Source organism: Bacillus sp. LR--39 (genome assembly GCF_053613335.1).
Window position 1 is genome coordinate 881,653 of record NZ_JBSIOT010000002.1, and the last position, 19,290, is coordinate 900,942.

Annotated in this window: 24 protein-coding genes; 18 read left to right on the forward strand and 6 right to left on the reverse strand. The window is 45.4% G+C overall.

Annotation, left to right across the window (positions count from 1 at the left end):
- The first annotated feature begins 25 nt into the window (after positions 1-25).
- Complete coding sequence (locus tag ACWHAR_RS14225) at positions 26-2,002, forward strand: S9 family peptidase (protein WP_032876739.1); 1,977 nt, start codon at positions 26-28, stop codon at positions 2,000-2,002.
- 41 nt (positions 2,003-2,043) lie between these two features.
- On the opposite strand, the gene ACWHAR_RS14230 is transcribed toward ACWHAR_RS14225, so the two are convergent.
- Positions 2,044-2,379 (reverse strand): NifU family protein, encoded by a 336-nt coding sequence (locus ACWHAR_RS14230; RefSeq protein ID WP_169510385.1) that lies wholly within the window; start codon positions 2,377-2,379, stop codon positions 2,044-2,046.
- Positions 2,380-2,458: 79 nt separating this feature from the next.
- Here ACWHAR_RS14230 and ACWHAR_RS14235 point away from each other — a divergent pair, with 79 nt between their 5' ends.
- Positions 2,459-2,785, forward strand: coding sequence for a YuzD family protein (locus ACWHAR_RS14235; protein WP_017419453.1), 327 nt, complete (start codon positions 2,459-2,461; stop codon positions 2,783-2,785).
- Between the two features lie 37 nt (positions 2,786-2,822).
- Here ACWHAR_RS14235 and ACWHAR_RS14240 read toward each other — a convergent pair whose 3' ends face one another.
- Positions 2,823-3,890, reverse strand: coding sequence for an NAD(P)/FAD-dependent oxidoreductase (locus ACWHAR_RS14240; protein WP_007613539.1), 1,068 nt, complete (start codon positions 3,888-3,890; stop codon positions 2,823-2,825).
- Between the two features lie 266 nt (positions 3,891-4,156).
- Here ACWHAR_RS14240 and ACWHAR_RS14245 point away from each other — a divergent pair, with 266 nt between their 5' ends.
- From ACWHAR_RS14245 to ACWHAR_RS14260, 4 genes are all read left to right on the forward strand, one after another.
- A complete protein-coding gene (locus ACWHAR_RS14245; protein WP_007408721.1) occupies positions 4,157-4,393 on the forward strand; it encodes a YuzB family protein in 237 nt (78 codons plus the stop codon).
- A 133-nt stretch (positions 4,394-4,526) separates the two neighbouring features.
- Positions 4,527-5,744 carry a NupC/NupG family nucleoside CNT transporter gene (locus ACWHAR_RS14250; protein WP_012118346.1) on the forward strand — a complete coding sequence of 406 codons (1,218 nt, stop codon included), beginning with the start codon at positions 4,527-4,529 and terminating at the stop codon, positions 5,742-5,744.
- 123 nt (positions 5,745-5,867) lie between these two features.
- Entirely contained in the window at positions 5,868-6,722 is an 855-nt protein-coding gene (gene dapF, locus ACWHAR_RS14255; RefSeq protein ID WP_014418790.1) for a diaminopimelate epimerase, read from the forward strand.
- A 76-nt stretch (positions 6,723-6,798) separates the two neighbouring features.
- Positions 6,799-7,161, forward strand: a complete 363-nt coding sequence (locus ACWHAR_RS14260; RefSeq protein WP_032876743.1) for a HesB/IscA family protein — start codon at positions 6,799-6,801, stop codon at positions 7,159-7,161.
- 142 nt (positions 7,162-7,303) lie between these two features.
- Here ACWHAR_RS14260 and ACWHAR_RS14265 read toward each other — a convergent pair whose 3' ends face one another.
- Positions 7,304-8,065, reverse strand: coding sequence for an SDR family oxidoreductase (locus ACWHAR_RS14265; RefSeq protein ID WP_032876745.1), 762 nt, complete (start codon positions 8,063-8,065; stop codon positions 7,304-7,306).
- A gap of 337 nt (positions 8,066-8,402) precedes the next feature.
- Between ACWHAR_RS14265 and ACWHAR_RS14270 the strand changes: the two genes are divergently transcribed.
- From ACWHAR_RS14270 to ACWHAR_RS14300, 7 genes are all read left to right on the forward strand, one after another.
- Positions 8,403-8,948 (forward strand): GNAT family N-acetyltransferase, encoded by a 546-nt coding sequence (locus tag ACWHAR_RS14270; RefSeq protein ID WP_032876980.1) that lies wholly within the window; start codon positions 8,403-8,405, stop codon positions 8,946-8,948.
- A gap of 258 nt (positions 8,949-9,206) precedes the next feature.
- A complete protein-coding gene (locus ACWHAR_RS14275; protein ID WP_007613520.1) occupies positions 9,207-9,779 on the forward strand; it encodes a hypothetical protein in 573 nt (190 codons plus the stop codon).
- Positions 9,780-9,845: 66 nt separating this feature from the next.
- The gene (locus tag ACWHAR_RS14280; protein ID WP_003151973.1) at positions 9,846-10,181 is read left to right on the forward strand and encodes an uberolysin/carnocyclin family circular bacteriocin; all 336 of its coding nucleotides are present in this window, start codon (positions 9,846-9,848) and stop codon (positions 10,179-10,181) included.
- Positions 10,182-10,263: 82 nt separating this feature from the next.
- The gene (locus ACWHAR_RS14285; protein ID WP_032876748.1) at positions 10,264-11,919 is read left to right on the forward strand and encodes a hypothetical protein; all 1,656 of its coding nucleotides are present in this window, start codon (positions 10,264-10,266) and stop codon (positions 11,917-11,919) included.
- Entirely contained in the window at positions 11,912-12,616 is a 705-nt protein-coding gene (locus tag ACWHAR_RS14290) for an ABC transporter ATP-binding protein (RefSeq protein WP_007613514.1), read from the forward strand. The genes ACWHAR_RS14285 and ACWHAR_RS14290 overlap by 8 nt, the downstream gene beginning before the upstream one ends.
- Positions 12,613-13,140: a stage II sporulation protein M gene (locus ACWHAR_RS14295; RefSeq protein ID WP_015418130.1), complete on the forward strand. Its 528-nt coding sequence runs from the start codon at positions 12,613-12,615 to the stop codon at positions 13,138-13,140. Before ACWHAR_RS14290 ends, ACWHAR_RS14295 begins: the two co-directional genes overlap by 4 nt.
- Before the next feature lie 16 nt (positions 13,141-13,156).
- Positions 13,157-13,378 (forward strand): DUF5970 family protein, encoded by a 222-nt coding sequence (locus ACWHAR_RS14300; protein WP_032876751.1) that lies wholly within the window; start codon positions 13,157-13,159, stop codon positions 13,376-13,378.
- A gap of 61 nt (positions 13,379-13,439) precedes the next feature.
- On the opposite strand, the gene guaC is transcribed toward ACWHAR_RS14300, so the two are convergent.
- A complete protein-coding gene (guaC, locus tag ACWHAR_RS14305; protein WP_032876754.1) occupies positions 13,440-14,420 on the reverse strand; it encodes a GMP reductase in 981 nt (326 codons plus the stop codon).
- Positions 14,421-14,637: 217 nt separating this feature from the next.
- On the opposite strand from guaC, the gene ACWHAR_RS14310 reads away from it, so the two are divergent.
- Positions 14,638-14,781: a hypothetical protein gene (locus ACWHAR_RS14310; RefSeq protein WP_003151982.1), complete on the forward strand. Its 144-nt coding sequence runs from the start codon at positions 14,638-14,640 to the stop codon at positions 14,779-14,781.
- A 38-nt stretch (positions 14,782-14,819) separates the two neighbouring features.
- On the opposite strand, the gene yumC is transcribed toward ACWHAR_RS14310, so the two are convergent.
- Positions 14,820-15,815 (reverse strand): ferredoxin--NADP reductase 2, encoded by a 996-nt coding sequence (gene yumC / locus ACWHAR_RS14315; RefSeq protein WP_007613496.1) that lies wholly within the window; start codon positions 15,813-15,815, stop codon positions 14,820-14,822.
- 311 nt (positions 15,816-16,126) lie between these two features.
- Here yumC and ACWHAR_RS14320 point away from each other — a divergent pair, with 311 nt between their 5' ends.
- The 4 genes from ACWHAR_RS14320 (at position 16,127) to ACWHAR_RS14335 (ending at position 18,777) form a co-directional block, all read left to right on the forward strand.
- On the forward strand, positions 16,127-17,347 hold the full coding sequence (locus tag ACWHAR_RS14320; RefSeq protein ID WP_007408709.1) for an NAD(P)/FAD-dependent oxidoreductase: 1,221 nt from the start codon (positions 16,127-16,129) through the stop codon (positions 17,345-17,347).
- A gap of 173 nt (positions 17,348-17,520) precedes the next feature.
- Entirely contained in the window at positions 17,521-17,646 is a 126-nt protein-coding gene (locus tag ACWHAR_RS14325) for a YuiA family protein (RefSeq protein WP_007408708.1), read from the forward strand.
- A gap of 68 nt (positions 17,647-17,714) precedes the next feature.
- Complete coding sequence (locus tag ACWHAR_RS14330) at positions 17,715-18,035, forward strand: YuiB family protein (protein ID WP_025285206.1); 321 nt, start codon at positions 17,715-17,717, stop codon at positions 18,033-18,035.
- A 100-nt stretch (positions 18,036-18,135) separates the two neighbouring features.
- Positions 18,136-18,777, forward strand: coding sequence for a 3D domain-containing protein (locus ACWHAR_RS14335; RefSeq protein WP_032876757.1), 642 nt, complete (start codon positions 18,136-18,138; stop codon positions 18,775-18,777).
- 29 nt (positions 18,778-18,806) lie between these two features.
- On the opposite strand, the gene ACWHAR_RS14340 is transcribed toward ACWHAR_RS14335, so the two are convergent.
- A complete protein-coding gene (locus ACWHAR_RS14340) occupies positions 18,807-19,283 on the reverse strand; it encodes a divergent PAP2 family protein (RefSeq protein WP_014418782.1) in 477 nt (158 codons plus the stop codon).
- Positions 19,284-19,290: the final 7 nt, after the last annotated feature.

A 19,290-nucleotide genomic window follows, 5' to 3' on the forward strand; every position in this document is an offset into this window, starting at 1 on the left:
AAAAAAGAAAAGGAGGAGAAACGATTTGAAAAAACTCATAACCGAGGAGGACATTGCGACTCTCGTATCCGTGACAGACCCGCAATATGCCCCTGACGGCAGAAGAGCCGCTTACGTCCGGACAACAGTCAATCATAAGCGTGATGCCTATTCCTCAGCCATTATGGTATATGACACAGAATCCGGCATCTCAAACCCTTGGACTTTCGGGGACAACAGAAATACAAGTCCGCGGTGGTCGCCTGACGGACGGCGACTCGCCTTTGTTTCTGACAGGGAGAACGGCATCCCTCAGCTGTACATCATCGACGCTGCCGGCGGAGAGGCGGAGCAGGCGGCCGATATTCCTTGGGGTGTATCAGATCCGATATGGGCGCCCGACGGCAGATCCGTGCTTGTGTCCGTCAGTCTGACATCAGCGGAGCGCGCCGATGAGAAAGAAAAAAAGAAGCATGACGAGTATGAGCCGGTTGACATCCAGTCATTAACATATAAACGTGACGGGAAAGGCCTGCTGAACGGAAGCTGGGTCCAGCTTGTGCTGATTCATCTTGAAACGGGGGAGATTCAGCAGCTGACGGATCATGAAGCGGATCATTATGGCGCGGCCTTTTCAACGGATGGCAGGCAGCTTGCGTTTACCGCCAATTTATACGAGCCGGGTGACGCCGGAAAGCCGAGCGATGTCTATCTGATGAATCTGGCGGACGGAAGCCTGAAGCAGATTACGCCGCACCGCGGTTCTTTCGGTTCCTGCGTGTTTTCACCGGACGGTTCTTATATCGCGATGCTGGGCCATGAAAATGAATTTCGCAATGCGACTTTAGAAAAAGCGTGGCTGTACGACGTGAAAACTGAGCGGCTGTCCTGCCTGACCGACATGCTGGATGTTCATTTGAGCGATGCGCTGATTGCGGATTCAATCATAGGAGGAGTGACGCCCCGGCCGGTATGGACAAACGACGGGCAGGGCTTTTACGTTCTCGGGAGCGAGCAGGGAAGCACCGGTATTTATTATATCTCGATTGACGGCCTCGTATATCCGATCCGATTAGAAGAAGAGTATGTGAACGGTTTTGCTTTTCATCCTGATCAGAAAAGCTGTATCGCTGTCATTGCCAAACCCGCACAGCCTTCCGAGCTTTACAGCATTTCACTTGAAGATGGGGAAGAGAAGCAATTGACATTTGACAATGATCGGTTTATTGAGGAGCGTATCATATCCGTGCCGGAAAAGCTGCAATATGAAACAAAGGACGGGCAGACGGTAAACGGCTGGTTTTTAAAGCCCGCCGTTTTTGAAGAAGATCAAACTTATCCCCTCATTCTATACATACACGGCGGGCCTCACATGATGTACGGCCATACGTATTTTCACGAATTCCAAGTGCTGGCCGCACAAGGATATGCTGTCGTGTATGTCAACCCAAGAGGAAGCCATGGCTACGGGCAGGATTTTGTCAATCGTGTCAGGGGTGATTACGGAGGCGGAGATTACCGTGATGTCATGCAGGCGGTGGATGAAGCCATTCAGGCGTATCCGTTTATTGACAGCGGCCGTCTCGGTGTGACGGGCGGAAGCTACGGAGGGTTTATGACGAATTGGATTGTCGGGCAGACAGACCGTTTTAAAGCAGCCGTCACGCAGCGCTCCATTTCAAATTGGTTCAGCTTCCACGGTGTCAGCGATATCGGTTTCTTTTTTACCGACTGGCAGCTCGGGCATGATTTGTTTGAGGAAGCGGATAAGCTTTGGGATCGTTCTCCTGTAAAATATGCGTCCCGCGTTTCGACGCCGCTTTTGATTCTGCACGGTGAGCGAGATGACCGCTGTCCGATAGAGCAGGCCGAGCAGCTCTTTACCGCGTTGAAGAAACTGAACAAAACGACGTCGTTCATCCGGTTTCCGAAAGCCACGCATGAGCTGTCGAGAAGCGGCCATCCGGAACAGCGGATGAAACGCATCCGTTATATTTGTTCATGGTTTGATGACTATTTGTAAAAAATAAAAAAACCAGGCTGTCATGCAGCCTGGTTTTATGATTAAAATACTTGTTCTACTTCAACGACACCCGGTACTTCTTCAAGAAGGGCGCGTTCAATTCCGGCTTTCAGCGTAATCGTTGAACTTGGGCAGCTGCCGCATGCGCCAAGGAGGCGAAGCTTTACGATGCCTTCGTCTACGTCAACAAGCTCACAGTCACCGCCGTCACGAAGCAGAAACGGACGTAATTTATCCAATACTTCCTGTACTTGCTCTTTCATTTCAACCTCAGTCATGAGATTCGCTCCTTTCATATACATAAAACCATTATATTCACAGTAACGGTAAAAATCTAATGTTTGGTTTGCAAAGCTGCTTTCCCCATTATAGCATATTTAAACTTGAACATAAAAACCGTTTTTTATACAAAAGCTGCTCCGTCCTTTGTATACTGGTGTAAAGGGGATGATATACATGACAAAGCCGGTTACGCTCAGTGTTTACGGCGCTGAAACGCTTTGCGCAAGCTGCGTGAATATGCCGAGCGCCAAAGATACGTTTGAATGGCTGGAGGCGGCGCTGAAACGGAAATATCCGGAGCAGCCTTTTAACATGCGGTATATTGATATTGACGCACCGCCTCAGCAAAAGGAGACAGAAGAGCTTGCGGAGCGCATCAGAAACGATGAATTTTTCTACCCGCTCGTGCTGGTGGAGGATGTCATTGTGGGGGAAGGGAATCCGCATTTAAAAGATATATATGAAGAAATGGAAAAGCGCGGCTATGTTGCAGGCTCTTAAAAATGGCCGCTGATCGCAATCAGCGGCTTTTTTCTTATCAGCCGTTATGATGCTTGTACATCCATAAAAGGCCTGATTTTAATAAACGGGGCACACGCCCGATGAGCGGACGGTCGTTGACAAGACCGAAGCCCGCTTTTTTTCCGAGTGAACCGAGAACGCCTTTCAGCTTAAATTGCGGCATTGTTTCCGGCAGCTCTTCATTGTTCCAGCGTTTCAGGAGAATCTGCACAATTTGTTCCGCTTGCGCTTCAGCCAGCTGGGCGCTCGGCGCATGCGGCAGGCTCGCGCAATCACCGACGACGTAAACATGCTCATCGCCCGGAAGGTTGTGATGCGGTGTTAAAACGATGCGGCCTTGCGGGTCTTTTTCAGCGTCCAGTTCTCTGACGGCTTTATTCGGCTGAATTCCCGCCGTCCACACGATGGCATCGGCCGGTATTCCTTCATCATGATTATAAACGATGCCGTCTTCCACTTTTGTAATATTCGCATTATTGATAATGGTGACGCCGTGTTCTTCAAACCATTTTTGAACGTACTTGCTGAGTCTTTTCGGAAAGCTTGATAAAATCAGGTCGCCCCGGTCAAATAACATAATCTTCAGATCGTCACGGCTCTCTCTTAATTCACTGGCAAGCTCCACGCCGCTTAATCCCGCTCCGACGATAGCGACAGATGCATTGGCGCCGAGGTTGTTCAGCTTTTGATAGGCCTCGCGTGACTGATCAATGGTCTGAATGCTGTAAGTATGTTCCGGCGCGCCGGGCACGTTATGATACTTATCCTCGCAGCCCAGTCCGATCACCGCGTCATCGTAAGAAATCGGTTCGCGGTCATGAAACAGAACCTGTTTGTTTTTCGTGTCGACGGAAGCCACCTCACCGTATTGAACATCCAGATTCGGATGCTCAGGAAAAGACACCCTGATATGATGATCAGAAATCGTGCCGGCGGCGAGCGCATAATATTCTGTTTTTAAGCAGTGATACGGGTTTCTGTCAATCAGCGTGATGGATATATCTGACGGAAGCTGGTTCGGCAGTAAGCGGTGCAGCACCCGCATGTTTCCGTAACCCCCGCCGATCAAGACCAATTTTTTCATAATGATTCCCCTTTTGCCCGAAAAATATGGTAGTCAATGTTGTTACAAAATAACGAACTATGTAAAATAACATCTAGAATTATATCGAATTTGATCTAAAACCACAATAATAGTTTTAAAATAACCTACAAATTGACCAGAAAACACGTAATAGTAAAACCTTTAACCTGAATTAATATGTTACGATAACATTGAGCGTGAAACCGGATCTTTGACGAATAGAGGAAATTCCGTTAGGATAAGGTACATATGTGAGGTGAAACCGCATGAATCCGATGATTGAATTCTGTGTCAGCAATTTAGCGCGCGGTTCCCAGGAAGCACTTGAGATCTTAGAGAAGGATCCGAACTTGGACGTGCTTGAATACGGCTGTTTAAGCTATTGCGGGAAATGCATGGAGTCCCTGTTCGCCCTGGTCAACGGCGAAGTGGTCACGGGGGGCACGCCTGCTGAATTGGTTGACAACATATATACATTCATAGAAGAAAATCCGATGTTTTAATCAGAGGCTCCGAACGGGGCCTCTTTTTTATTGCGCCCGGGTTTTGGCAAAATAAAAAATTTGTAGACAGCAAAAATAAATATTGTTATCTTAATAAAGACTTTTTTTAAATAAAATTTTAGAGGTGGATTCATTGAATATCGTTTGGGGGCTGCTCGGGGCAGTTGCTATATTAGCCATTGCTTTTTTGTTATCAGAGAAGAAAAGCAAAATTAACCTGCGAACCGTCATTGTCGGTTTATGTTTACAAATGGCCTTCGGATTCATCGTATTAAAGTGGGACGCCGGACGGGCCGTATTTTTATGGTTCTCAAGCCGTGTGCAGCTTCTCATTGATTATGCGAACGAAGGCATCAGCTTTATTTTTGGCCCGCTGTTAAAAGTGGGCAGCAGCCCGGCTTTTGCGCTGAGCGTTCTGCCGGTCATTATCTTTTTCTCAGCGCTGATTGCCGTTTTGTATCACTTGAAAATCATGCAGCTCATCTTTCGCGTCATCGGAGGCGGACTGTCAAAGCTTCTTGGGACAAGCAGAACGGAATCGCTTGCGGCGGCTGCGAATATTTTTGTCGGACAGTCTGAATCACCGCTTGCCATTAAACCGCTGATTGCGGGATTGACCCGTTCCGAGCTGTTTACGATTATGACGAGCGGCCTTTCGGCTGTAGCGGGTTCGACGCTTTTCGGTTACGCCCTGTTAGGCATTCCGATCGAATACTTGCTGGCGGCCAGCTTTATGGCGGCTCCCGCCGGTCTCGTGTTCGGAAAAATTTTAATACCTGAAACGGAAAAAACGCAGACGATAAAAGGCGATTTTAATATGGACGAAGAAGGCGAAGGCGCCGCTAACGTGATTGATGCAGCGGCAAAAGGCGCGTCCACGGGCCTTCAGATTGCTCTAAATGTCGGCGCCATGCTGCTTGCGTTTGTCGCGCTCATCGCCGTAGTGAACGGAATTCTCGGCGGAATCGGCGGCTGGTTCGGTTTCAAACATATTACATTAGAATCCATTCTCGGTTACGTGTTTTCACCGATCGCATTTGTAATCGGCGTTCCTTGGCATGAAGCGCTCGGAGCGGGAAGCTATATCGGACAGAAACTTGTGCTGAATGAGTTTGTCGCTTATTCAAACTTTGGGCCGCATATTGCGGACTTTTCTAAAAAAACGTCTACGATTATCAGCTTTGCGCTGTGCGGATTTGCCAACTTCTCTTCGATTGCGATTATGCTCGGCACACTGGGCGGTTTGGCCCCAAGCCGCCGTTCGGACATTGCGCGCCTCGGATTAAGAGCGGTTATTGCGGGAACACTCGCAAACCTTCTCAGCGCGGCGATTGCCGGCATGTTTATTTAGTAAACGATAAAAGCTCCCTGCATATGCAGGGAGCTTTTATGTATGAAAAACGGGGGATATTTGTATTGTGTCCGAGCAGAAGAGCTTTTATACTAAGTAAAAGAAAAAAAGTTGGAGGCCGATATGAATTCATTCCGTTTTACCAAGATGCACGGTCTTGGAAACAGTTATATATATGTAAATCAATTTGAAGAACAGCTGCCGGAAGAACGGCTGGCTGAGATTGCCGTTAAAGTGTCCAGCATTCACACGGGCATCGGCTCTGACGGAATGATCCTCATCTGTCCGTCAGAAAAAGCGCCCGTCAAAATGCGGATTTTTAATAATGACGGCTCAGAAGGGAAAAATTGCGGCAACGGCCTTCGCTGTGTGGCAAAGTATGCATACGAACATAAGCTGACAGAAGAAACGTCCTTTTTCATTGAGACGCTTTCAGGTCTTGTGAAAGCAGACATTACAGAGGACAACGGGATTGTGCGTGAAGTCGCCGTTGATATGGGCGAACCGCGCCTCACCAAAAAAGAGCTGCCGATGCTCGGCAATGAAGATGAACGGACGATCGATGAAACCTTTGTTTTTGGAGAAACGGAGCTTTCCGGAACAGCCGTATCAATGGGAAACCCCCATATTGTTTTTCCGGTTGCGGATATCAATCAAGCGCCTCTTACAACGCTCGGCCCCGTCATTGAAAAAGACCCGAGATTTCCGGAAGGCGTCAATGTCGAATTTGTGGAAACCGTCAGCGCCGATGAACTTCATTTCCGCGTATGGGAACGCGGCTCCGGCATTACACAGGCTTGCGGAACAGGCGCCTGTGCGGCGGCTGTCGCATCCGTATTGAACGGTGTTTCTGAACGAAACCGGGATATCACTGTTCATTTAGCGGGAGGCGACCTTGTGATTAATTGGCAGGATAACGGGCATGTGCTGATGACGGGACCCGCCGAAACCGTATGCAGCGGCGTCTTTTATTTGTAAACAGCTCGTTTGAGAAATACTCTCCTCAAGGTTTATAATAGATACTAGCATCGTTTTTAAAAAAGGAGGTCTACCTATGATTGTTCCAGTAACCATCACTGAAGCAGCGGCTTTGCATATAAAAGATATGATGAAAGAGCATGAAGAAGAAAACGCGTTTCTCCGTGTGGGCGTAAAAGGCGGCGGCTGCAGCGGCCTGTCTTACGGAATGGGATTTGAGCACGAAAAAGGCGAAAAAGACAGTATGTTTGAACAGCACGGAATCACCGTTTTGGTCGACAGCGAAAGCCTTGATATTATGACCGGCACGATCATTGACTTCAAACAGTCCATGATGGGCGGCGGTTTCACTATTGACAACCCGAATGCCATCGCTTCCTGCGGCTGCGGATCTTCTTTCCGCACGGCCAAAAACGCCGGTACGCCGGAAGAGTGCTAAGGGTCAACCCGCTATTCTTAGGATGAAAAAATATGACGTCTTTCTTTTCGATGGCGCTTCCACCATTGTTAAGAAAGGCGTTTATCTGTTTAATAAAAATAAAACCCGCTCAACAGAAGCGGGTTTTCCTTTTGCAAAGAGGTTATTCAATTGTATGTTTCATCGCATTGTACATATTTGCCGTATGTTCATCGGCTTTATCCCGTGGCATGCGCAGCCGTTCGACTGAAGAACCATACCCGATTTCTTGTTTGCCCTCTTTCAGTCCTTTAAAAATCCCATCAGCGAATTGATCCAGCGGTTCTCCTTGAGTATGCAGCCCTGCTCCGCCTAAATCTGTATTCACCGCCGGAGGCGCAACTTCAATCACTTCTACAGATGAATCAGAAAGCTGATGTCTCAGACTCATTGTAAATGAATGAAGCGCCGCTTTCGTTGCTGAATAGATCGGTGCAATGGCAAGCGGTGTAAAAGCCAATCCCGAAGAGACGTTAATGACAGCCGCATCTTCTTTTCCGGCAAAAAACGGAGCGAACAGCATAGACAGGTGGAAGGGAGCTTCAATGTTCGTAGTGATTTCTTTATTGAAATAGTCCCAATTGTCCTTCGCATCCGCTTTCAGCACATGAAAACGTTGTTGAATCCCCGCGTTGTTTACTAACACATTCACTTCCGGATAATTTTCTTTCACCCAATCAAACAGTGATATACGTTCAGATGGAATGCTCAAATCACTGACATATGTAATAAGATCCGGGAATGTTTCCTTTGCTTTTTGAAGAGCGTGCTCACGCCGTCCGGTCACAATGACTTTATTTCCCGCTTTTAAAAACCGTTCTGCGAAAGCCAATCCTATTCCGGCATTTCCGCCTGTAATCAGTATTGTATTTCCCGTCAGTTTCATATTAACTCCTCTTTTCCGATTGTTTCATACTTCTTAGATAACATTTCAGCTCCCGCTTCTATCCTGCAGCTGCAATCCAATCAATATATTTTTTGGATCATCGGGAAACCCGCCAAAACTATTCTTTCCTTGTCACAATATGATGATACGGCTTAAAGCACGGTTTAAGTCAACAAAAGAACCTTGTGATTCCGTTTCGGTTACTCACATCAGACATAGGTCACGAAAGGAAAGGTGAATGTGAAGTCTTGGAATTTTCTTGATGTGATAAAGCGTACCGTATAACATGGGTGAGAGACAATTAAAAAACGTTTCTGATCAAAACAAAAGGACGGCGATGCATGTGCAGGAAGGGAACAGCGTTGATATCAGGCCGCTCAGCCTGAATGATGCAGAGCGAGAACTGGTTTTGCAGACGGAAAACCGCATGTTTTTTGAACGGTTTGCCATGTCGAGACAAGAGGATTTTTATACGCTGGAAGGCCGGAAAAAACGAATTGAACAATCACTGAAGAATGGGGAAAATGACACAGAATACAGCTTCGGCATTTTTCTTCAAGATCAGACCCTGATTGGCACGATCAGCCTTTTTCAGGTGGTTCGGGGTTCCCTCCAAAGCGCTTTTATCGGTTATTTTTTAGATGGCAAACATAACGGGAAAGGCTATGCGACGAAGGCTGTTAAGCTGGCAGTCGATTATGCATTCAATGAGCTGAAACTGCATCGGATAGAAGCCGGAGTCATGCCGCACAATAAGGCGTCAATCCGGGTGCTCGAAAAAGCTGGCTTTCATAAAGAAGGCATTGCGAGAAAAAATGTAAAAATAAATGGAAAATGGGAAGATCATCAGGTGCTGGCGATCATACATCCGGAGGATACATGACGATATCCTCCTTTTTTATATCCTTCGTCTCTTTCGACAGGTTCTTTCTAAAACTTCAAATCAATTGTCTAAATCATACTATTTGCAAATTCAAAAAAAAATAAAGGGTATATAGAACTGAAAAATCTGAAAGATGTGCTCATTGTCAACACGTCCTAAAGTCATATTTTTCGAAAGGATATTGATTTTTTGATAGGATTAAACTAAATTGTAAAAGTATAGAATAGTTAATTTATTTTGTAAGAAAAGGATGATGATATGATAGGTCAATTGAGCAATAAAAAAATATTTTTAAGTTCTTTTTTCATCATTTTGATCTGTTCATTACTCTTCCAATTCAGTATTTCAGATAAAGTTCTGCAGTCGTATTATTCTTCCGTCGGAGAAAGTACCTATGATATCGGGGAGAAAAGTGTTCGTACGATTGTCATGTTTCTGCAAGGGTTTATGATCTTCACAACTTTTGTGGAAATTCTGATAGGCGGATTTCTGTTATTCGTTGCCGCTTTTATTCTCGGTACAAAAAAACCGAAAAAAATATATTTGCTTCTATATACACTGACTTCTTTAATCTCGGCATTTAAAATGTTGATTCTTTCAGTTGTTAATTACTTAACGGCTGATTCCTCGCTTATATATTCTGCCGGCGGCACCAGCTTGAGTCTGCAGCTGCTGGACCCATTTCTGCTCATATCAATCGCGGCTCTTTATGCTGCCGCAGGAAAACTGACCGATCTCAGTAAAGGCAAGAGAATCATTTTGACTGGATGTTTTGTTTTACTAAAACTCTTTACTATTTTCTTAAACTATTTTATGGCGGATAAAATTTAGCTCGGGAGAGAGTCAATTAAGCTGAATTTTATTATAAATTAAAAAACAGAGTAGGGAGATGTTATGATGAACTTAGTAAAATCTAATAAAAAGTCTTTCATTTTGTTTGGCGCGGCTCTTGCTGCAGCAACATTGGTTTATGCACTATTATTAACGGGAACTGAATTAAACGTGGCGGCGGCTCATGCATTCTCAGCCAATGCTGAATTAGCTTCAACTCTAGGCATCTCTACAGCAGCAGCTAAAAAAGCAATTGATATTATTGATGCGGCATCAACAATTGCTTCTATCATTTCTCTTATCGGTATCGTTACAGGCGCAGGCGCGATTTCTTATGCAATCGTTGCAACAGCAAAAACAATGATTAAGAAATACGGCAAAAAATACGCAGCTGCTTGGTAAAATCGATCAATAAATAATTGCTCTTTTTGTACAAGCTGCAAAAAGAGCCTCTCTCCCAAATACATATGTAAGGATTGAAAGTATGATAGTCAAACAAATTGCGGCTCTTATCAAATATAATACCCTGTCATCGTTTCGAAAAAGAAAGGAAGATTGGGGCATTCCTCAACTCAACAGCAAACTGCTGTCTGCCATTATTATTTCTCTGTTATGTTTATATCTCGTTTTCCTGGGATGCGGTGTTGTATTCGGGACAAAACTGATTCAGCTGCCCCTAAGCGCATGGGGGCAATTTGTTTTAATCGCCGTTTCACTTGAGCAGCTTTTTTGGGCTGCCGGCTTCTTTAAAGAACATCACAATGCCTTTCTGCTGGATACGCGTAAGGTCATTCATCAATTAAAAAAGGTTCGTTTTTTACAGCTGTTTTCTGTTTTTGCCGGCCAGGCGATCAAAAAAACCATTTTCGTATGGTATCTTTTTGTTTTTCCGGTTTTTTTGTTTTTATCAAGCGCAGGCATGACGGGGTCTGCGGCGATCATCGTATTTTTCTTGGGCTTCGTTTATTTTCTTCTCAATTTATTTTTATCTATGCTGTTTTCTTATGTTGTTTATCTTCTTACAAATATGTGGAGCAAATTGTTTTACTTGAAAATCATGAAAGGCGTTTTATTCAGCGTCAGCCTGCTGGTTCCGCTTGCAGTCGGGTATGCCGTTTATCTTCTCGTGTTTGGGGAGTATACCGCAAAGGATATTTCAAGCTTTACGGAGACACCGGCTTTCCGGAACATCCTCATGAATACGCCGTATGTATGGTTAGCATTCAGCTCACATTCCGCGCTCGTTTTCGCTGCGGTGTTTGCGGCCGCCGTCCTTTTAACGGCGGGGATGTTTAAACTGTGGTCGGCCACCCTGAAGAAAATGGACCTTATTCCTTATATGTTTTTGACAAACGCAGATTTTACGCCAAAGCTGAAATTATATAGAAATAACAAAATATTTCATGCCGTTTTTCAAAAGGATCTGCTGTTCTTATCGAGAATTGACGGGTTTTTTATCAGGAACTTCGGCAGTATGCTGTATTTGTTCATGCTGTTTTTAGGTTTTTGTATTCCGCTTCTATCGCATCACTTTCTCGGGTATTCGGCAGCCGCCATCGTGTCTGCGGCGGTTATCATTGCGAACTTTTCGTATCAGCTCGTCGGAGATGCGCTCAAAACAGTATTATCAGTTGACGGGGAAATAAAAAATCAGCATTTGTTTCACCGGAATATCAAACATGCGTGGCAGCTGGTATTTCCGAAAGTATGTATTTATAATCTCGCCGCTCTTATCTATTCGTTCATCATCACCATTTTGATTACGGTGTTTTTTCCGTCTTCCGCGGCACTGACGATTTACTTGTTTATTGTGTTTTTATGTTCGGGTTTTTTATACAGTCTTGTCCAGATTTCAAGCACCGCCCTGTATCCTAAGAAAAACTGGGAGCATCTGTACGAAATTGGAGAAGCGGGGAAAGCAAAGACGTATAACAACTTATACAGTTCTTTCATTTTCATTGTGTCGCTTCAAATCGCTGCGATCACGTCGTATTTTATCTATAAAAAGCCGGAACTTGAAACGATGCTTATTCATTCGGCATCAGGTATTTTTGTCCTGTTCACACTATTAAACTATGGAGTCATGTTTCTGTTTCTTCGCAGAATCAATATGGCGGAAAGGTTTGCGAACAATGATTAAATTAGTGAATATACAAAAAAACTATAGTGAAAAACAGGTGTTGAAAGATATTTCGTTTGAGGTGAAAAAAGGCTCAATCTATGCTTTGCTGGGGACTAATGGAGTCGGGAAAACAACGACTTTGAAAATCATTTCGGGCCTGCTTAAACCGACTTCAGGCCGCGTCATGATTGACGGCAAGGAACTGGATTCAGAAGAGGGGGGGCAAATATCGGCTGATATCGGTTTTGTGCCCGACCATGCTTTTTTATATGATTACTTAACGGGAGTCGAATACTTGCGTTTTACAGCGGAGATGTTTCAAGTGCCGTCTCAGCGGACAAATGATTATATAAAGAATATGTTAGAGACGCTGAAGCTTGCTCAAGACGGAAATCAGCTGATTAAAACATATTCACATGGAATGAAACAAAAATTATCAATTGCGGCCGCGCTCATTCATCAGCCAAAGATATTAATTCTTGACGAGCCGCTGACGGGCATTGATTTAATCAGCGGTAAAACGATACGGACGTTATTAAAGGAGTACGTCAAGCAGGGAAATACGGTCCTGTTATCAACTCACCTGCTGGAGCTGGCGCATTCGCTGTGCGATACGATCGGTATTATACATGAAGGCGTTTTTGCGGCGGAGTATCAGTCATCCGAGCATTCATTAGAAGAGATTGAAGAATTGGCTGAGAGTATCTATACATGATGAACCGCATGTTGCCGGCAATCAGAACGTCCGCCATTCCGTTAACCGCGTCATTGCTGTTTTTTTCAGGCGGTGTGATCGCTGCGTTTTTTTCCGATCACTTTGTTTCGACCGCGTCTTACAACGGCTCGTCAGGCGCGGTTGAACTGCTGAAAAACAATGCAATCGCCTGTCTGTTTTTAGCCGCGGGTTTTTTTACCTTTGGGTTGACCTCAATCTTTTATTTATTCACCAACGGGTTTATTTTAAGCGGCTCTATTATAGAAAATCTGCATAGCGGGGTTCCTTTTTATCAGATTTTTTTACTGCTAATTCCTCATGGTATATTTGAAGTTCCCGCGTTATTATTAAGTGGCGCCATTGGTTTTAAGGGCGTTGAATTGGTCATCAGGCTGTGTTTTTCTAAGGAAAAAAAGATAATGGCTTCAATGTTCAGGCATATTGGAATATTGGTGCTCATAATTATTTGTCTGCTGATCGCCGCTGCCATTATTGAAGCTTACATCACACCAATTTTTAAGTAAAAGGGGCAGAAATCATATGAGAAGTAAATTATCATTAATCGGTGTGCCGATTGTTATGATTATCGGTTATATCATTTCTTTATCCTTTGAGTGGCTGTTTCCTGTTCTTACTTTTGGGGTGGCAGGACTATATCTCTTTATATTTGCACCGGTGCAAAATAAATTCATTCGTTACATCTTTTTGTTTATTTTTGTGATTAATCTGTTGGCCAGTGCGGCTCTTTATTCCGGTATTTAATAAAAAAAATGACATTCATATTGAATGTCATTTTTTTATCTTCGAGCGGCTCTGCTGTGTGTTAAAATCTGTCGCCGTTGAAAATAGAGTTTTTTACGATCACGTAGTCGACATTGCGGATGGCTTCGAGTGTATTGCCGCCGGCGTAAGAGATGGAAGATTGCAGATCCTGCTCCATTTCAATCAGCGTGTCCTGTAAAGACCCTTTATGTTCGACATGCATTTTTTTGCCTTCGACGTTTTTCTTTTCGCCTTTTTGAAATTCGGAAGCGGAGCCGAAATATTCTTTGTACAGCTTGCCGTCGATTTCGATCGTTTGGCCCGGTGATTCCTCGTGGCCGGCGAATAATGATCCGATCATGACCATAGATGCGCCGAAACGGATGGATTTCGCGATATCGCCGTGCGTGCGGATACCGCCGTCAGCAATGATCGGTTTGCTCGCCGCTTTTGCGCACCAGCGAAGCGCGGCTAATTGCCATCCGCCGGTTCCGAAGCCGGTTTTAATCTTTGTGATGCAGACTTTCCCGGGGCCGATTCCCACTTTTGTCGCGTCGGCGCCCGCACGTTCCAGCTCCCTTACAGCTTCAGGCGTTCCGACATTCCCTGCGATGACAAAGCTTTCCGGGACATGTTCTTTAATAAATTGAATCATGCTGATCACGGCATTGGAATGGCCGTGCGCGATATCAATGGTAATATAATCCGGCACAAGCTCCTGTGCTTTCAGCTCCCGGATGAATTCGTAATCATTTTCCTTCACGCCGACACTGATGGAAGAAATCAGTCCGCGCGCTTTCATATCCCGAACAAAAGTCAGGCGTTTTTCCGGCTCGAAGCGGTGCATGATATAAAAATACCCGTTTTCCGCGAGCCAGGCCGCGATGTTTTCATCTATAATCGTCTGCATGTTGGCCGGCACGACCGGAAGTTTAAACGTGTGTCCGCCCAATGTAACTGATGTATCACATTCAGATCGGCTGTCCACAATGCATTTTGCAGGAATCAGCTGAATATCTTCGTAATCAAATACATTTTCCATATATAACACCCCTAAAAGCGAATAATATAATTAAATAAAATTAAAATGTTCGTCTTTTTATAATGTACTTTGTTTTGTCAGGAATGTCAAATGATTTCATGCTGCCTCATATCCGGTCAGCTTGTCATCCATTTGCAGTTTGGTTATCATAGTAGTATTGGGTGTTGTAAGACATTTGTTACGATAGATAGATTTGCAGAAGAAGGGAGGGGCCGGTGTGGAACAAAAACAGCCCGGGCACAGCCCGAAAGCCCAGAAAATTCAGGACCGGATTATTTTAGGCACGATTTGGGTCGTGTCGGCGCTTGTCATTGCGCTTGTTGTCGGAACCGTCATGAATTATATTTGGATGTTTAAATAAAAAAGAGTCTGTGCCGGTATGACACAGACTCTTTTTTATTATTTTTCAAACATGCTTGTAGAATGCAGAGGCTGGACGCGCGCTTTCGGGTCCATGTAAGCCTTCGCGTTGTTCACGGCTGTCGGAGCTTCGCCGAAACCGCTGGCGATCAGCTTGACCTTGCCTTCATATGTGCAGATATCTCCGGCGGCAAAGAAGCCTTCAATATTCGTTTCCATTGTGCTTTTGACGACGATGGAATTTTTCTCGATTTCAAGGCCCCAGTTTTTAATCGGTCCGAGAGAAGAAACAAAGCCGTAGTTTACGATCAGGTCATCAATTTCGATGATTTCTTTACGGTCGCCTTTCACTTCTTCGAGAACGAGCTGTTCGATCCGGTCTTCACCGACAAGTTCAGCGGGAACAAACGGTGTCAGCACGTTGACTTTAGAATTATGCAGGTTTTCGACACTGTGCTCATGCGCGCGGAATTTATCACGGCGGTGGATGATGCTGACTTCTTTGGCGATCGGCTCAAGCATGAGCGCCCAGTCCACCGCGGAATCGCCGCCGCCCAGAACGGCAACGCGTCTGCCTGCGAATTGATTGAGGTCGTCAATGAAGTAGTGCAGGTTTTTGCCCTCATATTGTTCCGCTGATTCCAGCTCAAGCTTTCTCGGCTTAAATGCGCCGTTTCCCGCGGTGATAATGACCGTTTTTGAATAATGCGTTTCTGAATTCGTGACAAGCTTAAACACACCGTCCGCCTGTTTTTCAACAGATTCAACGGCCTGCTCTAAGCAGATGGTCTGATCGAACTTTGCCATTTGCTCTTTTAAGTTGTTCACAAGTTCCTGGGCGCGGATTTTCGGGAATCCGGCTACATCATAAATATATTTTTCAGGGTACAGCGCGCTGAGCTGGCCGCCAAGCTGAGGCAGGCTCTCGATGATTTTGACGCTCGCCTGTCTCATTCCCCCGTAAAAAGCGGTAAACAGGCCGACCGGGCCGCCGCCGATGACCGTAATATCATAAACCTTTGAATCCTCTTGCATACCAAATTGCCTCCTAATTGAAAATTGTTATTAATTATAACATACAATTTAAAAGGATGACGAGTGCCGAAAACCGCCCGGCCGCTTCATTCTTGAAAAAAATTGCGGCCGCCGCTAATATGGGGACAAATTCCAATCTGTTTTTTCCTGAATGTTTTCTGATTCTTCCGGATAGTATGGTGATATGCAGACATGTGCGGTTTTCTAAAAAATTTTATATTTCATTTCATAAAATCCCGCCAATAAGCTGAAGCTAATACAAATGTTGATTTGATTATACGTCTAACAGCAAAAAAAAGAAGGTGGATGTGATGGCATTGAATAAACCCAAAATCGTGGTTTTAGGTGCAGGTTATGGTGGATTAATGACAGTAACAAGGCTTCCGAAGCATATCGGGGCAAATGACGCTGACATTACTTTGGTCAATAAACACAATTATCATTATGAAACGACATGGATGCATGAAGCGAGCGCAGGAACACTGCATCATGACCGCTGCAGATATCAAATAAAAGATGTAATCAATGAATCACGGGTCAAATTTGTGCAGGATACCGTAAAAGCGATAGATGTGCAAAATAAAAAGGTGACGCTTTCACAAGGGGACATCCCTTATGATTATCTTGTCATCGGGCTTGGCGCCGTCCCTGAAACATTCGGGATTAAAGGCTTAAAAGAATTCGCTTTTCCGATCGCGAATATTAATACGTCGCGCCAGCTGAAAGACCATATTGAGCTCCAATTTGCGACATACAATACGGAGGCTGAAAAACGCCCTGACCGCTTAACCATCGTTGTCGGCGGAGCGGGCTTTACGGGAATTGAATTTCTCGGTGAGCTTGCGAACCGCAAGCCGGAGTTATGCAGATATTATGATATAGATGAAAGTCTCGTCCGGATCGTCTGTGTCGAGGCCGCCCCGACGGTTTTGCCGGGATTTGATCCGGAGCTTGTCGATTACGCCGTTCAATACCTTGAGAGCAAAGGCGTTGAATTTAAAATCGGCACCGCGGTTCAAGAATGCCGCGCAGACGGTGTCACAGTCGGCAAGAAAGATGAAGAGCCGGAAGAAATCAAATCCCAGACCGTTGTCTGGGCGGCGGGCGTGCGCGGACATCCGATCGTGGAGGAAGCGGGTTTTGAAAATATGCGCGGCCGTGTCAAGGTCAACCCTGATCTTCGGGCGCCGGGTCATGATGACGTTTTTATACTCGGCGACAGCTCGCTCTTTATCAATGAAGAGACGGAACGGCCGTACCCGCCGACTGCTCAGATCGCGATGCAGCAAGGAGAAACGGTCGCCAAAAATCTGGGCGGTTTGATTAAAGGAGGCCAGCTTGAAGAGTTCAAGCCTGACATTAAAGGAACCGTCGCCTCCCTCGGTGAGCATAACGCTGTCGGAGTCGTATACGGCAGGAAGCTCAAAGGCATGCCGGCGTCCTTTATGAAAAAGGTCATTGACAACCGATCGCTCTTTATGATCGGCGGGCTGGGCCTGACGCTGAAAAAAGGGAAGTTTAAATTCTTCTGAAAACCCGCGGCCGCGGGTTTTCTCTTCTTTTAAAAAAGAGCGCTATCAAAAGCATGTAAAAGAAAAAAAAGAATGTTTCCGCTTACATGAGTTGTTTTGTTACATATTCTGACTTGGTGCTTGACAAGTAAATATGATATATTATCAGAAAATTAAGAAAAAGGGTGATCCGCATGAAAACGACAGCAAAAAGCACGGCGGCGTGTCCGTTCTGCTCAGGTAAAGGGTATTTTCAATTGCTTCTTGGCGGCTCCGAAACATGTCCCTCCTGCCAGGGAAGCGGCAAAGAGAGACGATGATTTTTCCAGACGTTGACTTTTTTACCGCCCCCGAGGTACACTGAAAGTGCTGTAGGGGGTGGATGTTTGTGATTAGTTTGCCGGTTGTCCTGATCTCAATCGTACTATTTTTTGTACTGTTTTTCGGCATAGGCTTTCTGTTGAACATGCTGCTTAGAATGTCGTGGATTATGGCTGTTGTCTATCCGATTGTATGCCTTTTCATTATCAGCAATAAAAAGATGATCAGTTACGTGCAGGCGCCGGGGGAATCCTTTCAAAGCCTGTTTCAGCGTATCATGTCATTAGCGGTTGCGGATGTCGTGATTTTGGCGGGCGGACTGGCGGGAGCCATCACGTCAGGCATTGCCATAAAGGCGCTCAGAAAAAGAGGATATCAAATGTTTTAAGCCGCTTTCTTATTTGAGAAAGCTTTTTTTGTGTCGCGGCGCTTTTTGTATAGCACCTCACCGAGTTGGGAACAATGACTCGGAGGAGAGTGATTTCAGATTGACGATAATCAGACGCGTATTCATGATCGTGCTCTTTTTGGGCGCATGCCATGCGACATACTTTTCCATAACCGGTGTTGAAGCAAAGGATCTGACAAACTGGATGACCGAGCATCGCGGCGCCGTTTTGAAAAACATGGGCACTCCGTTTCAATCCTTACAGAATCAGCCGGAAAAGAAGGCATCAGGCAGGATAAAACCGCTGGAAGAAGCTTTTGACTGGGAACGCTATCCCTCACATAAGGTGACGGCCACCGGTTATACCGCCGGAGCGGAATCTACCGGAAAATCTCCGGGTCATCCGCAGTACGGAATTACATATTCAGGCGTGAAGGTCAAACGCGATTTATATTCAACTGTTGCGGCCGATCCGTCTGTTTTCCCGATCGGGACGATTCTGTTTATACCGAATTACGGTTACGGGGTTGTCGCCGATACCGGCTCAAAAATTAAAGGCAGCCGCCTTGACCTCTACTTTGACACCGTCAAGGACGTCTATAACAATTGGGGCAAAAAAACACTTGAGGTCTACATGATTAAAAAAGGGAACGGCACAGTGACCGAGGACGAACTTGTAAAGCTGAACGAAACAAAGTCGATGCAAGTGTTCAGAAATCAATACAAAACGGTAAAAGAATAAAAACGCTTCAGCATCCGCTGAAGCGTTTTTTACATAAAGAGATAATCTAAAATCAATGTCAGCACAATACCGGTGACGCCGCCGAAGAATACTTCAATCGGCTGATGGCCGAGCAGTTCTTTCAGTTTCTTCTGTTTTTCCTTCTCTTCCGCTTTCTGAAAGTCCTTCGCTTCGCTGACAAACCGATTAAAGTCGATGACCAGTTTATTAATGACCGTCGCCTGTTCACCCGCATGCCGCCTGACACCTGTAGCGTCGAACATCGTAATGACGGCGAAAATCGCGGCGACTGCAAACAGGGGCGAGTCCAGCCCCTGTTGCAAAGCGACTCCGGTTGACAGCGCAGTGACGGCGGCGGAATGGGAGCTCGGCATGCCGCCGGTGCTCGTCACAAGAGACCAGTCAAGTTTTTTGGATACGATAAATTGAATAGGCACTTTTACAACTTGGGCAAAAATAATGGCGGCAAAACTCGCCAGTAAAGGAAAATTCATAAGTACATCCATATGCGAC